This is a genomic window from Acinetobacter sp. 70_2, assembly GCF_056736115.1.
This window is the reverse complement of the sequence record NZ_JBWZIP010000002.1, coordinates 71886-85088: the sequence shown is the minus strand read 5'-3', so window position 1 is coordinate 85088 and position 13203 is coordinate 71886. Positions and strand designations below refer to the sequence as shown.

At 37.6% G+C, this 13203-nt stretch carries 13 protein-coding genes and 4 pseudogenes; 3 read left to right on the top strand and 14 right to left on the bottom strand.

What is annotated here, in order from left to right; genetic code table 11:
• Window positions 1-20 precede the first annotated feature (20 nt).
• The 8 genes from AC1PJ9_RS01400 to AC1PJ9_RS01365 all read right to left on the bottom strand — a co-directional run bounded on the left by AC1PJ9_RS01400 (window position 21) and on the right by AC1PJ9_RS01365 (window position 7836).
• Window positions 21-443 (bottom strand): hypothetical protein, encoded by a 423-nt coding sequence (locus tag AC1PJ9_RS01400; RefSeq protein WP_311086701.1) that lies wholly within the window; start codon window positions 441-443, stop codon window positions 21-23.
• Window positions 397-807 carry a hypothetical protein gene (locus AC1PJ9_RS01395; protein WP_311086700.1) on the bottom strand — a complete coding sequence of 137 codons (411 nt, stop codon included), beginning with the start codon at window positions 805-807 and terminating at the stop codon, window positions 397-399. Before AC1PJ9_RS01395 ends, AC1PJ9_RS01400 begins: the two co-directional genes overlap by 47 nt.
• A gap of 8 nt (window positions 808-815) precedes the next feature.
• Window positions 816-1304 (bottom strand): hypothetical protein, encoded by a 489-nt coding sequence (locus AC1PJ9_RS01390; protein ID WP_311086699.1) that lies wholly within the window; start codon window positions 1302-1304, stop codon window positions 816-818.
• 226 nt (window positions 1305-1530) lie between these two features.
• Window positions 1531-1974, bottom strand: a complete 444-nt coding sequence (locus AC1PJ9_RS01385) for a hypothetical protein (RefSeq protein ID WP_311086698.1) — start codon at window positions 1972-1974, stop codon at window positions 1531-1533.
• Window positions 1971-2864: a hypothetical protein gene (locus tag AC1PJ9_RS01380; RefSeq protein WP_311086697.1), complete on the bottom strand. Its 894-nt coding sequence runs from the start codon at window positions 2862-2864 to the stop codon at window positions 1971-1973. Before AC1PJ9_RS01380 ends, AC1PJ9_RS01385 begins: the two co-directional genes overlap by 4 nt.
• Window positions 2854-5628 (bottom strand): type VI secretion system Vgr family protein, encoded by a 2775-nt coding sequence (locus tag AC1PJ9_RS01375; protein WP_311086696.1) that lies wholly within the window; start codon window positions 5626-5628, stop codon window positions 2854-2856. The genes AC1PJ9_RS01380 and AC1PJ9_RS01375 overlap by 11 nt, the downstream gene beginning before the upstream one ends.
• A gap of 374 nt (window positions 5629-6002) precedes the next feature.
• The gene (locus tag AC1PJ9_RS01370) at window positions 6003-6476 is read right to left on the bottom strand and encodes a DUF4844 domain-containing protein (protein ID WP_311086695.1); all 474 of its coding nucleotides are present in this window, start codon (window positions 6474-6476) and stop codon (window positions 6003-6005) included.
• Between the two features lie 130 nt (window positions 6477-6606).
• Window positions 6607-7836 carry a beta-ketoacyl synthase N-terminal-like domain-containing protein gene (locus tag AC1PJ9_RS01365; RefSeq protein ID WP_311086694.1) on the bottom strand — a complete coding sequence of 410 codons (1230 nt, stop codon included), beginning with the start codon at window positions 7834-7836 and terminating at the stop codon, window positions 6607-6609.
• Between the two features lie 678 nt (window positions 7837-8514).
• Between AC1PJ9_RS01365 and AC1PJ9_RS01360 the strand changes: the two genes are divergently transcribed.
• Window positions 8515-8799, top strand: a complete 285-nt coding sequence (locus AC1PJ9_RS01360; RefSeq protein WP_191103168.1) for a hypothetical protein — start codon at window positions 8515-8517, stop codon at window positions 8797-8799.
• A gap of 192 nt (window positions 8800-8991) precedes the next feature.
• Window positions 8992-9336: pseudogene (locus AC1PJ9_RS01355) on the top strand (hypothetical protein).
• A 501-nt stretch (window positions 9337-9837) separates the two neighbouring features.
• Here AC1PJ9_RS01355 and AC1PJ9_RS01350 read toward each other — a convergent pair.
• The 3 genes and pseudogenes from AC1PJ9_RS01350 to AC1PJ9_RS01340 form a co-directional block, all read right to left on the bottom strand.
• Window positions 9838-10137: pseudogene (locus AC1PJ9_RS01350) on the bottom strand (GNAT family N-acetyltransferase); the annotation flags it as partial.
• Between the two features lie 89 nt (window positions 10138-10226).
• Window positions 10227-11183 carry a carbon-nitrogen hydrolase family protein gene (locus tag AC1PJ9_RS01345; protein WP_263612668.1) on the bottom strand — a complete coding sequence of 319 codons (957 nt, stop codon included), beginning with the start codon at window positions 11181-11183 and terminating at the stop codon, window positions 10227-10229.
• Window positions 11184-11265: 82 nt separating this feature from the next.
• A pseudogene (locus AC1PJ9_RS01340) lies at window positions 11266-11379 on the bottom strand (AraC family transcriptional regulator); the annotation flags it as partial.
• A gap of 4 nt (window positions 11380-11383) precedes the next feature.
• On the opposite strand from AC1PJ9_RS01340, the pseudogene AC1PJ9_RS01335 reads away from it, so the two are divergent.
• Window positions 11384-11485, top strand: a pseudogene (locus AC1PJ9_RS01335) (Mpo1-like protein); the annotation flags it as partial.
• Between the two features lie 68 nt (window positions 11486-11553).
• On the opposite strand, the gene AC1PJ9_RS01330 reads toward AC1PJ9_RS01335, so the two are convergent.
• The 3 genes from AC1PJ9_RS01330 to AC1PJ9_RS01320 all read right to left on the bottom strand — a co-directional run bounded on the left by AC1PJ9_RS01330 (window position 11554) and on the right by AC1PJ9_RS01320 (window position 13170).
• Window positions 11554-12132 carry a DUF4126 domain-containing protein gene (locus AC1PJ9_RS01330; protein WP_263612667.1) on the bottom strand — a complete coding sequence of 193 codons (579 nt, stop codon included), beginning with the start codon at window positions 12130-12132 and terminating at the stop codon, window positions 11554-11556.
• A 121-nt stretch (window positions 12133-12253) separates the two neighbouring features.
• Window positions 12254-12388, bottom strand: a complete 135-nt coding sequence (locus tag AC1PJ9_RS01325) for a zinc ribbon-containing protein (RefSeq protein WP_001983336.1) — start codon at window positions 12386-12388, stop codon at window positions 12254-12256.
• 356 nt (window positions 12389-12744) lie between these two features.
• Window positions 12745-13170, bottom strand: a complete 426-nt coding sequence (locus tag AC1PJ9_RS01320) for a hypothetical protein (RefSeq protein WP_100192158.1) — start codon at window positions 13168-13170, stop codon at window positions 12745-12747.
• Window positions 13171-13203 lie beyond the last annotated feature (33 nt).

Genomic DNA, 13203 nt, shown 5'->3' with positions numbered 1-13203 from the left:
CTTCTTATTAAAAATATCTTTTATTCTTTAACTACAAATTCATAGGTCTTATCCAGTTCCCCATCACCCCCAGCATAAAAACTAGCGTATATATTAATAGTAAAAGTTCCCTTATATTTTGGAACTCCAGAAATTTTTAAATTATTATAAGCATCCGCTTCATTTTTATCTATTGGGCTAATAGAGATATTCATATCACTAGGGAAATTAGTTTCAACTTCAAAAGAATATGGTATCACTCTACCACCTGATATGTTTAATTGCTGATTATATGCCTTTCCTACATACGCTACTGGAAGCCTTTCAGGCTCAATTGTATATTCGTGACCACACCCTGTCATAACTAACAATAGCACACCCAAAGTTACTAATTTAAGTTCCAGATTTTTAAACAAGTTATTTTTCTTCCCATACAATTGAAAATTTTTCTGATTTAGACACATTACCAATCATTGCAGAAAAAATGGCTTGGCATTCTAAATTAATTTTTTTAACTGAACTGATATCTACAGGTTCACAGCTTCTATTATCATTATTTGAGCAGAATTCTACAGATACATCAATTTGGTTACTCTCAAATCTATCGATATCCGCATCTAATGTTTGCTGATGATCAATCATATTTTCACAAATAAACTTTTTTGATGATGATTCTTTTATTTTATTTAGAACTTCCTTATCTTTAATTTTCATAGCAAAGTTTAATTTTTCACTACTTTTCCTAGTATGTTCTATTGTGAAATTTGAAATTTTTTCACTACATCCACTTAAAAAAATTAGCCCTAATAGGTAAAGAAATTTTTTCATTAAAAACTCTATTGGAAATTGGATTTTCTTATAGCTTCTTTTGATATTAAAATATTATCTGCTACAACTTTACTAGTTTGTAATAAGCCCCCAAAAACTACTCTACAAGAAATATTGCTAGTTAACAATTTTTCCAATTGATTCTTATCGATACATACATTCATGGATTCATCTTCGCAGACTTTGAAGTACCCAGATGAAGTATATTTTCCATTTTTTAACTTCTCTCCCTCGAGCGAGATAGCGCCTACAATAAGATAATTTTTAATATTATCGCATTTAAAATTTGAAGATTTATAATTATTCTCTTGATAAATCTTATTTAAATCATCATTTATTTCTAAATTAAATTTAAAAATATCACCACTCATACCATCCAGACGTGAGTAAGTTAAATTCTTAAGAGTTATATCCTTAAAATTTTCTTTCTCATTTTTGGCTAAAGGATTACAACCTAACAATGATAGAGTTGATATAATTATTACAACATTTCTCATAAACTATTTATCAATCTGTAAAAAATTTTTATTTAGAATCAAATTTGCAAGTATATTCCTTTTTAAATTTACCATCACCACCACAATAAAATTCTGTTGAAATATTTAGGGCGGCAGTGATCCAAAACTACCCGAACATGTAAATGAACCCGCTTTGGTGGGTTTATTACATTTCTAGTTCTCAACTTAATAAATTACAGATCAACTTTAGCACCAACACTTGATTTTATTCAAAATTAGCATTCGTCAACTTTGCTTTATTTGATTGATAAGCATCATTTGAGTAATTTTTTCTTAATTCAATTCTGCATTCAGTATCAATTTTTGCTTTTTTAATATCGACTGAACAATCATCATTTTTACATATTTCGACATGTGCGATGTATTTATATAATTTATTATTAATTTCTTCTGAATCTAAGTCTACTCCACCTCTTACCATAAATTGATTTTCCAAACAATTTAGCTTAGAAATAGGAAATGCATTTTTTTCAGAAATTTCTTTTAAAGAAGAGGAGCTTGTAACAAAACCTTGGTATGTTTTTTCTCCACTATACATAGATTGGAAATACTTAAATTTTCCAAAATTAATATCGGTAGATTGATAATTTATATTTTTAGAAGTACAACCAAATAATAAAAATATCCATATACATGATAAAAATTTCATTTTACTTGAACCTTTTTTAATTCGGCTTGCAATATTTGCTCTGGTGATTTAGATATACTAGGTATTGTTTCACGCATCATTTTGCTAAACCAAGCGTGACTAAATTTAGTTTCATGAAATGTATTGCTGTGTTCTTTTGGATAACTATCCCATTGCCCTCCAGCATCAGCAATTGCATCATCTGTTGTATAACTCGTAGGGCTAGGATGATACCCTTTCCATTTTGGTTTATAGCCTTCCCATCCCACCGTATTCTTTATATCGTTGACAACATTATTATTTGGTTTACAAAAAACATTTATCCAATTATTTGCAACAGGTTCTGGTGCTAGTAAATAAATTTGGGCTCTTACTGCTGGAGTAGTTAATATATTTGGAGGAGTGGTTTTTGATAATAAAACTCCAACAGGGTCAATAGTAATTAATAAATTGACTGGTACCCCTGCTTTATTCAGTTCTGTAACTAAACCAGATGAATTCCAACCACCCAAACTATGACCTATAATATTAATTTGAGTTTGTGGATTTTTCGTATAAACCTCAAGAATATCTTTAAAAGCATTTCTTTTACCGGAAGCTACAGGAATAGTTACTTTTCTATTATTATAAGCCTCCTCATAGCCATAATATTGTTTTAAATTTTTTGTATTTCCCGTATTAAAATTTTTTGCATAATTACCAACAATTTCTGTAGGCCCTAAAGCATCTCCCACACCTGGTAGTTTTACATCTCCATATATAAAAGGGTATTTATCAGCAGCCCCACCAATAAATGCTGTAAAACTTTGAGTATAAACTGTAAGTTTAACTGGTACAATCGCTGGCACAGGATTAACCGTTCCCATTGTTGTCTTAACCAAATTAGCATAAGCTTGTGCTTCATTGCCCATCGTTTATCACCACATGTATTTTATATTGCTTATTCGGCTCTTCAGTTTCCAACTTAACCAAACCTGTTCTATCTAACTTACCGCGCTCAATTTCTTTATCATTTTCATCAAAAATAATATATCCCGTACCTGGTTTCAGTTTATTTCCTTGTTTATCCATTACATCAAACCATACACCATATTTTTGTTTTCCTTGTTCAGGTAAATACGGTAATGAACTATTCACACTCCCGCCCCCCATAAATTTATGCTGCCCAGCCTTCACCTCAAACTTGCCACCTGTAGTCATAAAAATACCCGAACCAGTAATTCTGACTTGAGAGCCACCTGCGGTGAGCACAATTTCCTTGGATGCGGTCGCTTCGATTTTGTCTTCAGTCGAAATCACCTGAACAGCTTTACGGGCAATTAAATCTGCTCCATCGCCTTGCGCTTGTATCTCGACTTTACCTTTACCTGCATACAACCTTGCCCCTTCTTGCGCTGCAAAAAGACTGATTTTGTTTTGGGCATGTGCAATCAGGTTTTTTTGTGTAGATAGGTTGATGCTATCGCCCGCAGTTTGGTTGAGCTGCCCATCTGCACTTAAGTGAATGTCTTCATTACTCGCGACCGCGACACTATTTGGGCTTGCTAGCAGCATAATCGCATCTTTGAAAGTTTTAGCTTTTGCGTTGTCTTGCTGCTCAAGTTTTTCAATAAACGATTTTAGGTTTTCTAAATGTTCTAAGGGGTCAGTTTGCTGATTTTTAGCAACTCCACTGAGTGCCTTGGCATTGCTAAGCCCACCTTCGATTTGTTGTTTGGCCTCAGCCGCGTCTAGATGTACGCCTTGAGCTTGGTCTTGTTTATGGGTACTAATAAGTAAACCACTGCCAGCTCGTACCGCGCCCCACTGGTCAGTTCTAAGTTCAAAACCTTCTCCACGACCGTCGCTTTCCGCCTTGTCTTTTGGATGGCTTAAGTTACCCAAGTTGAGCTGACTGGCCGCATGGCTGCTTTGTAGCTGGGCACTGATTTGACCTGTCGTGTCATCAAAACGTAGCTGGTTAAAGCCTTTGCCATCGACTTCTTCTGAGCGGATGCCGCTAAGCTTTTTAGTGTCAGGTAATTGACCTTTCTGGTCGAACTGGGTTGGATGGCGTTCAGCTTCGTGAATGCGTCCCACCACAAATGGGCGATCAATGTTGCCATCAAAGAAGTCGATTACCACAATCTCACCAACACGTGGCAAGAAGCGTGCTCCATAGCCTGCACCCGCCCATGGGGTCAGCACATCCACCCAAGCCGAATCGGTGTCATTGTCGTTACTACCGGCTCCACCATCATGGCTATGGTCGTCAGCTCGGGTAAACAGGAAGCGGACTTTAATACGTCCCCACTGGTCAACATGAATGCTTTCGCCTTCTAGTCCCACCACTTTAGCTCGCTGTGGGTAAGCTGCTGGTCGGTGTTCTAGCGGGTTATATTCAGGCACAGCTTTAATGTTGCGTCGAACGACATTCAGCTCAGCAAAGTGGCGCTGCTCAGGATTTTGCGTGTCGAGTTCAGTTGCCTTGAGTTTGTTTTGTGGTAATAGGCGTTCGATTTGCTGTTGTAATTCTTTAGGTAAATTATTCTGGTTGTAGTAGTGCTTGCTTAAGATCAAGAACTCTTTATCGGCACTGTCATGCTGGTCGAGTTCCGGATGGTCATTGAGTTCAAACCAGTAACCCACCTGTGCATCGCGGACATTACCTGAAACGGTAAATTGTTTAGAAGTCAGATGATGGTAAGCATTGATGTTCTGATTGAACCGTTCAATCTGGTTATTGCCTGAAGCGGTGGCTTGATCTTCGCCTTTTAAGTCCTGCATCCACGCGGGGCTAACGTGCCATGCATCTTCAAGGTTTAGACTAGCATTGTCATAGTGTTCACTGTGCTTTTGGGTGCCTTGTACGCTGCCACTGCCTTCTTCTTGTTGTAATGCATCGGCTTGCCAACGTTGAATATGTACCGACGTTGGCTGCAAGCTTCGCTCTGCCTTAACTTGGGTAATGGTATCGAACTGTTCTGTGGCACTGCTGCGTTGGTAACGTAGGCTACGGCGCTCAAGGGCTTTATAGTTTTGATTTTCATCAATCAAACGTAGCACTTGTGGCTGAATGGACGCATTCGGGTCAGCAATTAAAAGCTGTGATTCATCGACCAGCCAGTTGATGCCTTCACTACGCCACAAACGGGTTAAAAAGTCATAATCGCTTTCGTTAGACTGCATCACAAATGGACGCACATCGTAGTCTTTGGTTAAGCCAGATGTATCAAGGGTTAAGCTTGAAGCAAATAACGGACTTTTGCCTTGCCATTCTTTAAACAAAATTTCGCTAATATCGCGCACGCTTTTATTCATAAATACGCGGCTATTGCGGCGTTTATGCCAGAGTGCAGTTGGGTCTTTTAAAGTTAAATTATAAATGGTGAGTGAGCCGTCACTTTGACCTTGGCTCGCTTCGGTAATAATACCTGTCGTTCTAAAAAATTGGCCCATGTCAGTGACCTGATCAATGGCAACCTGACAGCCAATAAATTGTTTTAATGCAATATGCGCATTTGTAGACAGGCACAATAATTCAGCAACGCTACCCTGATTAAGGGTATGTTCGCCTTCAATACGTTGCAAGAAGACTTGCTGATTTAAAGACTGATTTGAGAATTGGATATGAACAGCACGATTTTGTGAAACAAGGCCTAGACGTTCCAATATACTCGACACACTCATCTGCATTTTTATTATCAATCAAACTTATATTTAAGCCCTATTTTAATTAAAAAAAGACTAATCTGTCTATATATACTCATTTTCAAAATGTAACTAGTCTAAATATGCTATTTTTACGTTACCTACTTATTAAATGAGTATTTAAACAGTAAATCCAAACTATTTTTAATTGCTATAAAACACCGGAATATAATTTAAATTTATTATTAAAAATCAACAAAATAAAACCAATTTTCAAATTAATGAAATTCATAAATATATTTAAATAGAGAAATTACTTAGAAAGACATACAATTGCAAAAAATGGTTCCAACAAACTGTCAATGTAGGTGATTCAGATACTAAAAAAATGCTTAAAATTTAGAATAAAGTATTAAAACTTAATGTTTATCCTGCTCTAATAACTTACCAATTTCTTCACCATATACCCATTTATTTAAAATACCTTCTGAACTTTCTAGACCTACAATATCAAGAAAACTTTCAAATGTTGTTGCCACTTGTTCTCGATCTTCTGTATCAAGCGTATCAGGATCGATTTGACTGATTCCATGAGCAAGGACATGTAAAAGTTCTGCTTTAGTTGGTTCATTCTTTTGTTGATAGAGAGCAATAAAAGCTTGCGCAGTATCAGCAACTTTGCGATTTAAACTTATAGCTAATGCAGGCTCTTGAACACCCGTATATAGCTGTCCATCTCCAGCAAAATGATCTTGTGTTTTAAACTGTTCTAATTGCTGAATCACAATAGAGTTAGAGTTTTGAATACTCATTTCGGTTTTATTGTCAGTTTTTTGGGCACAACCAACTTGTGAACTTAAGACAGCCATGACTAAAACCAAAAGCTTTTTCATAATTCTATTAATTTTTTATTTAAAGAAAATAAATATAAACCAATTTAACCATAAATTTCCATTAGTTATAAAACTGTATGGGCCACCTATTTTATTCTTTTTCTCACGCCCATATATTTCGAGTTTTAAATTACCCTTCCCATTTTCTAAAAACCAGACATGTATTTACCCCACCAAAACCAAAGCTATTACTCATGACGGTTTTTAGCTCGGTTTCTCGGCTTGTTTGAACAATATCGAACTTTTTCGCTTCTTCGCGTAGTTCGGTAATATTAATGCTCGGCGCGATAAAGTTATTTTGCAGCATTAAAATAGAATAAATGGCTTCGTGTACGCCTGCTGCCCCCAAGCTATGCCCAGTCATCGACTTGGTTGAACTGAGCGGCGGTACTTTTTCACTGCCAAAAGCTCTTTCTATGGCTAATAGTTCGGGAATATCGCCTGCTGGCGTTGAAGTGCCATGCGTGTTGATATAATCGATGGTTTCAGAGCCGTTTTGCTTGGCTTCTGCGAGTGCGAGTTTGATGCAACGAGTCGCGCCTTCACCGCTTGGAGCCACCATATCAACACCGTCACTATTGGCAGCATAGCCAACCACTTCTGCCAAAATTTTTGCTCCGCGTTTTTGGGCATGGCTTAAAGACTCCAAAACCACCATACCACCGCCGCCAGCGATTACAAAGCCGTCGTTATCTACTGAATATGGGCGTGAAGCGGTTTCTGGTGCATCGTTATATTTAGAGCATAATGCGCCCATTGCATCGAATATTGCAGTTTGCGACCAATGGTCTTCTTCGCCGCCACCTGCCAGCATGAGGTCTTGTTTACCAGCGGCAATAAGGTGATATGCATAACCGATTGCATCGGCTGAAGTCGCACAGGCACTCGCAATCGATTGAGATACGCCTTTTAGGTTAAAAGCACGTGACAGATTAGAGCTAATGGTATTTGTTAGGTAGCGTGGCGCTAAATCGGGTGATACCTCGCTTGCGCCTTTTTCTTTTAAGGTGTGCAGCATGTCGATGATAGACGCTGTTGAAGTGCCGCCTGTTCCCCCAATCACGCCATATTTTGAGTTGTTGGCAATGTCACTTGCGTTAAGCTCGGCGTGTTGTAAAGCATCGAGTGCCGAGTTGTAGGCATACATCGCGCAAACGCCTATGTGTTTTTTTAATTCTGGATCAATGTTTTCAAAATTCATTTCGGCAGTGGCGCTCACATGACTTCGAAAGTTCAATTTTGCATAGACTTCGTTATAGCGAATGCCTGAGCGGCCTGCTTTTAAGGACTCGGTTACTGTCTCTAATGTATTTCCAATACAAGAATTAATTCCCATACCTGTGATGACAACTCGTTCCATTCTTATCTCTATAAAAACGACAAAAATAGATCTTAACAACCAAGTTCTTTTTTGGAACTGGCAAAATATTTCTATATTTATTATTTTTTCTCATCGAATATAAATAAAAAGTTAATAATAATATTTTTATTTTAAAATCTATTTAGTTTTATTATTAAATCAAAAATATTTTAAATATTAAATTGACGTATTTAAAATCACCGATTATTATTTCGTTGCTGGCCTACATTGCCAGACGGTTTTGACAGACCGTAACCTCGTAGCGGTTTATAGTACAATCTATAAATCGTTAGACCCTTGCGTCCCCTTTCTTTGCGGTAGGACGGGAGGGGGACGCCCCGCGCGTGCTGGTTCTACGAGGCCAGTCTGTCAACCCCTTTCCGTTCTACCACCCAAATTAATTCGCGGTAATCTGGTGGTAGGACTCCATTTTTTAAGGAGTTGACCATGACATTTTTTAATCTCGTTTTCTCTCTTATTTAACTATTTTATTGATTTAAAATTTGGGTTTTCACGCCTTATTTTTTTAAATTTATAAACTATTTTTATTTTAAAATTTTAATTATTTTATTTTCCTGTGCTTTTAGGAGGATTAATTATTATTTAAAAAATTATTTTAAATCTCAAAGTCATTATATTTTTATTTTAGTTATACGCATAAATAATCATGAGAATAATATGAAAATTTATAAACCGCTTTTGGCTTTAAGTTTCATAGTCGGTAGCTACGGCGTTTCGGTTTACGACCCAGAGACTCATCAGGAGTTTGAAAAAATTTGCCTGTCAGGTGGGCATAGCGAATCGAGTTGTGACTGCATTTACCAGCGACTTGAGCAAGTTTACTCGCCTAAGCTCATGCAGCGCCTTGAATATGTCAGTTTGCAAAGTCCTGTTCTCCCACAGGACTTTGCCCCTACTTTTTTCAGCGTCATGCAGCGTTGTGACAAAAGTAGTCTGGGCTAAGCGTTGGCTTAGCGCTTTATCTCTGTGTCGCAATGGTGTTTTACTTTAAATCAGCGCAAAAAATTAAAGTCTGTTGTGGCATAGGGGCCTAAATTGTTTGATTTGCCGAATTAGCATTTTGAAAAATCACATTAACTTTATGACCAATCCAGTTATGCTGTGCTTACATTCAACTTTTAAACATTTATTAGAATGAACTACACATGGGATGAATTTGAGCAAAGACTTATCACCTATAGAGATGTAAGGATTGATCTTACAAGAGTTTTAGATGCGTATGAGCTTTAAATAAAAAAACTTCTTCAACAAATTCAATTGTTAGCTTATGAAGATTCTTTGCCTATATTTAATCAGTTATATGAAATACAAGATCATTTAGCTACTGCCAAGTTTCGCTATGACCTCGACCTAAATGAAGCTTTAGATATATTCGTTTATCATTTCGATAGAGATGACAAAGCGCTGATAAGCCAATATTGGTACAAAAAATTCAAGAAAAATAAAGATATTCTTTGGCCTTTACCTCAAAATGAATAGTAGCTTGTACGTTTTAACCTACAAACTTTTAAGGTTTTTGCGGATTGGCGACATCCTGCTTTTTTCCTAATATGAAGTCATACAGGAACAGGATGTTCCGGAACATAAAACAACAATAATAGGTTCATGCATCAGGATTGTGAGATACGACAGGAGTCATATCTAGTACCCAAATACGAAAAAGCCCAACAGGATGTTGGGCTTTTTTTATATCTGAATATTTAGAGAAAATTTTAGGGTTTAAACGGCTGAATCATTCTTCAATGTAAGATTTTTCTTACAAGCTTTTAAGGTTTTTGCGGATTGGCGACTCCCCGCTTTTTTCTTAATATGAAGTTATACAGGAACAGGATGTTCCGGAACACAAAACAACAATAATAGGTTCATGCATCAGGATCGTGAGATACGACAGGAGTCATATCTAGTACCCAAATACGAAAAGGCCCAACAGGATTTTGGGCTTTTTTTATTGCTGTTTAAAAATGCTTTGAAAGAAAATTTTCATATTGTTTTATTCACTATATATCTTTGAACTACTTGTTCGAGGGTAATTTCGGAATGAAGACGGCCCTTGTTTGCTTCAATAAGTTTTGCAGAAGCAAAATTAGATTTATAACAATGTATATGTAACTCAGTTAGGCCCAGCTTCCATGCCTCCTGAATTGTAAGCTCCAACAATTTTGAACCAAAATTTTGTTTCCGTTTAGAAGGACGAATACCTAACCCAATATGTCCACCACAATATTGAATCTGTTCATTGAGTTTAAGGCGCAAGTTCGATGCACCAATAATTTCATTACCCTAAAGCGTACTGTTCAATCAATACCACGTGAGCATCTTCACGACCTGTTAATCACTATTTGTTTAATTGGAATCTATTTTTACTTCAACTAATTTTGCCAAGGAAACTTTTTCAGTCGATGTCTCACGCGATACATCAATCCGCCATGCAGGTTGCCGACATGCCATGCTAATTTTGAAGTCAGGGTCATATCAGGAATCCAATAACGTGATTGTAAGGGTAAGACAGGTTTAGGTTCAGCCAATTCAATCTCTGCGGCGATATACCCTTCACCATCCGCTAAACTCATACGTGCCAACACATTTCCAGTAGCATCACAGATTTGTGTTTCACCCACCATTTCCGTTAACCATTTGACGTAAGGTAACATCGGCATATCACTCAGGATTTCTCCGACATGGGCAGCATGTACCACTGGAATACCTGTTAAACGTGCCATTTGTGCAGGCAGTGCTTCACTTTGATGTTTATATATTTCATGTTCACGACGCATCCATGTACCCAAAAACCCATACCAATTAATCGGCATGGAGTACCAACACATTCCGCCTAAAATCAACTGTGCTTGCTGTTCTCGCACACGTTTAGCTGTGCGAAATCTTGCCCATTCCCAGCCCGACAGCAAAGCAACTTTACAGTTTAAGCTTGTCGAATCCACCTTCCCATCGTCCGAACCACCACGATAAAAGTTTTGCTCCCATGCAGTTGGAATATCTTTGTCATGCAGATGATAATCGCCATTACGCTCCACCATGACATAACTGCCATAAGTATGCCCATCACGTATCGCTACAAATCCACCTGTGATCACCACATTTAATTGCTTAGCTAAGCGGATTAAAAGCTGTAAGGGCTTGCCCTCTAAAGGTTGTGGTGTAAGCAACGCCTGTGGTGAATAGACGTTTGGAGAAGTCATCGACTCAGGAAGTACGATCACATCAGGCGTATGCTCTTGATGTGCAGCTAAAATCAATTGTTCAAGTTTTTTTAAATTTGCTTCAACCTTTCCTAACTGTAATGCAGGCTGAATGGCAACGATTTTCATATATGTAATTCTTTTGAGTACTCATAAAAAGCTTAGCATCGAATCTTAGAAATACTTTGACCGTACTGCCTCAATGCTTGGTTTATTTTTCTGTAGAGCGATCGCTGATAAAACTAGTATTAGCTCTAAACATCGACGGCGCAAAATCCACCATACGGCGTAAAGTTTGGGTGAAATGGACTTGAGCTGAAAAGCCCATCTTTTATAAGCATAATAAACCTGCAACCTTTAAATAGCCGTTCTTTGGCCTCACCTGCGATTTTACTATGTATAAAGATATTTTATTAAAACGTGTGAAGTAGTGATATACATGGAAAACTTAGATTATAAAATTACGTCTAAGTTTTCTTATTCAACTAAATTTAAAAACTCACGATGTTGAATGACTGATATTTTCTTGCTTTTTCTGGCGTATCCAACGTACCACCCAAATAACTGCAATCAGCACCACTATTGCCACAAGCGCAGGCACTAACATTGCTGAAACCGAAAGTAAGATTGCGCCAATCCACTCACCTGTCGCAACTATAAAATTACCCAAGCCACCCGTAGTTGCAGTTGAAACACCACGTGCAGCAACGGTACTCATTTGCACCACACCAGCCGTACCACCGCCCACAATAATGGCTGCGGCCCAAGTAGCAAACTGAGACATTTCTCCACTACTCACGGCCATTGTGGTGAGCGTACCCGCAATCATGGCCGCAGGAGTTGCGACTGTGTCTAAGGCGTTATCGACCCACGGAATATAGTAGGCTGCAATTTCACATACCGTTGCCACGCTTAAAGCCAAACACACCGATGGCAGAGCTAACCACTCAAAACCTTTCGATGGCTCAAACCATCCCATCATGGTGGCAATGCTCATGACCAGTAGTGGCACAAACACGCGAAAACCGCAGGCAGCGCTCAGGCCCACACCAATACATAAACCTAATATTGTTTCCATAACGGTTTCCTTTCATGCCCATCACGGGTCTTGTTATGTAAGTCTTATTTTTAAACTAACAAAAAGCCCCATCGGGTGACAGGGCTTTTTGTTAAATGCGAACGCAAATATTATTTTATTCTTAACGTTTAAATTGTGTGCAGTAGCATTTAGTGCACGGTGGTAAAGGGTCGGTATTAATTTCTAAAAACACTCTATGTCCGCACTGAGCACAGAAATAGAAGCCTGTTCCGGGTTTTTCGCCAGCTGTTACCATGATTACATTCCTATAATCGTATATATATTAAACAGGAATATAACCCAGTTAGAGTGAATGTCAATTGTCCATTTCGCCCGATGATGATGGCATAAATGCAAAAAATGTTATTTGTACGATTTATCTTACACAGATTTAGGGATTTAGCGGATTGGCTGTCCCCTGCTTTTTTTCTAAGATGAACTCATACAGGAACAGGATGTTCCGGAACATAAAACAACAATAATAGGTTCAAGCATCAGGAGCGTGAGATACGACAGGAGTCATATCTAGCAACCAAATACCAAAAAGCCCGACAGGATGTCGGGCTTTTTTATTAGTTATACAAAATGTTTTATGGTGCTTAAATGGCTATTTTATTTATTATTTAATAGCGGACCAACAAGAATTGTACCACTTGGGAGTAAAACACTATCATATGTAAAAATAAGGCCATCATATTTATCTGCTATCTTAAATAAACTTTGCCAAATAGCAGGGTTCTCATCAAACTCTTTGTCAGTAACAAGTCCTAATACTACCTTTGTATGACTAATTGCGTAAGAGGTATCATCCTTGCGTTTTTGATCGTGATCTAAAGAAGCTATATAACGCAGAAAACCTTGTAAATGATTTGGAATCTCTTGAGAAGGCATTACATAAAAACGTACAGTATCCTTACCCAATACAACATCATAATAAGAAGCATTTTCTTCCAAGCCTTTATCACGTTCTACATGATCAAAAACTTCTCGTAAATCCACTCCATCTCTTTGAATATAAACACAACCATTTGCTGGCATAAAATTCCCGTTACTATTAATTAAAAATATTGC

Bases quoted from the DNA above. Each gene is read 5' to 3' on its own strand.
- AC1PJ9_RS01385 (WP_311086698.1), bottom strand. From the start codon at position 1,974: ATGAAATTTTTATCATGTATATGGATATTTTTATTATTTGGTTGTACT.
- AC1PJ9_RS01320 (WP_100192158.1), bottom strand. From the start codon at position 13,170: ATGCCAGCAAATGGTTGTGTTTATATTCAAAGAGATGGAGTGGATTTA.
- AC1PJ9_RS01360 (WP_191103168.1), top strand. From the start codon at position 8,515: ATGAAAATTTATAAACCGCTTTTGGCTTTAAGTTTCATAGTCGGTAGC.
- AC1PJ9_RS01365 (WP_311086694.1), bottom strand. From the start codon at position 7,836: ATGGAACGAGTTGTCATCACAGGTATGGGAATTAATTCTTGTATTGGA.
- AC1PJ9_RS01380 (WP_311086697.1), bottom strand. From the start codon at position 2,864: ATGGGCAATGAAGCACAAGCTTATGCTAATTTGGTTAAGACAACAATG.
- AC1PJ9_RS01375 (WP_311086696.1), bottom strand. From the start codon at position 5,628: ATGCAGATGAGTGTGTCGAGTATATTGGAACGTCTAGGCCTTGTTTCA.
- AC1PJ9_RS01370 (WP_311086695.1), bottom strand. From the start codon at position 6,476: ATGAAAAAGCTTTTGGTTTTAGTCATGGCTGTCTTAAGTTCACAAGTT.
- AC1PJ9_RS01325 (WP_001983336.1), bottom strand. From the start codon at position 12,388: ATGGTAACAGCTGGCGAAAAACCCGGAACAGGCTTCTATTTCTGTGCT.
- AC1PJ9_RS01390 (WP_311086699.1), bottom strand. From the start codon at position 1,304: ATGAGAAATGTTGTAATAATTATATCAACTCTATCATTGTTAGGTTGT.
- AC1PJ9_RS01345 (WP_263612668.1), bottom strand. From the start codon at position 11,183: ATGAAAATCGTTGCCATTCAGCCTGCATTACAGTTAGGAAAGGTTGAA.
- AC1PJ9_RS01330 (WP_263612667.1), bottom strand. From the start codon at position 12,132: ATGGAAACAATATTAGGTTTATGTATTGGTGTGGGCCTGAGCGCTGCC.
- AC1PJ9_RS01395 (WP_311086700.1), bottom strand. From the start codon at position 807: ATGAAAAAATTTCTTTACCTATTAGGGCTAATTTTTTTAAGTGGATGT.
- AC1PJ9_RS01400 (WP_311086701.1), bottom strand. From the start codon at position 443: ATGTGTCTAAATCAGAAAAATTTTCAATTGTATGGGAAGAAAAATAAC.